We start from the raw sequence: 756 nt of genomic DNA on the forward strand, positions 1-756 counted from the left end.
GCTGTCGTCAGCTCGTGTCGTGAGATGTTGGGTTAAGTCCCGCAACGAGCGCAACCCTTGTCTCATGTTGCCAGCACGTTATGGTGGGGACTCGTGAGAGACTGCCGGGGTCAACTCGGAGGAAGGTGGGGATGACGTCAAGTCATCATGCCCCTTATGTCCAGGGCTTCACACATGCTACAATGGCCGGTACAAAGGGCTGCGATGCCGTGAGGTTTAGCGAATCCTTTAAAGCCGGTCTCAGTTCGGATCGGGGTCTGCAACTCGACCCCGTGAAGTCGGAGTCGCTAGTAATCGCAGATCAGCAACGCTGCGGTGAATACGTTCCCGGGCCTTGTACACACCGCCCGTCACGTCATGAAAGTCGGTAACACCCGAAGCCGGTGGCCTAACCCTTTGGGAGGGAGCCGTCGAAGGTGGGATCGGCGATTGGGACGAAGTCGTAACAAGGTAGCCGTACCGGAAGGTGCGGCTGGATCACCTCCTTTCTAAGGAGCACCAATATTCCCCCGTTCCTCACATGGGTGAGGGTGATGCGGTTGGGACAGTGTTTGCCGGTGCCTGTAGTGGGTGGCCGGTGGTGCAGAGGAATTACGAACAACAACAAGCTTTCGAGATCATCAACTGCCGGGAGCCCTTTGGGGTTTCTGGTGGCCGGCGCCTTCTTTGTAGGGGGCTGGGCACACTGTTGGGTCCTGAGGCAACAGGCCCGTTGTTTGCTCCCCTTGGTGGGGGGTGGGTGTGTTGTCGCTCCAT

The 756-nt window shown here is 58.2% G+C and carries 1 rRNA gene; it reads left to right on the forward strand.

The features are described 5' to 3' along the window. Positions 1-488 (forward strand): 16S ribosomal RNA (locus ACAG20_RS21060); the annotation flags it as partial. Between the last annotated feature and the right edge of the window lie 268 nt (positions 489-756).

Source organism: Mycobacterium sp. pW045, assembly GCF_041287085.1.
Lineage (GTDB): Bacteria > Actinomycetota > Actinomycetes > Mycobacteriales > Mycobacteriaceae > Mycobacterium > Mycobacterium algericum_A.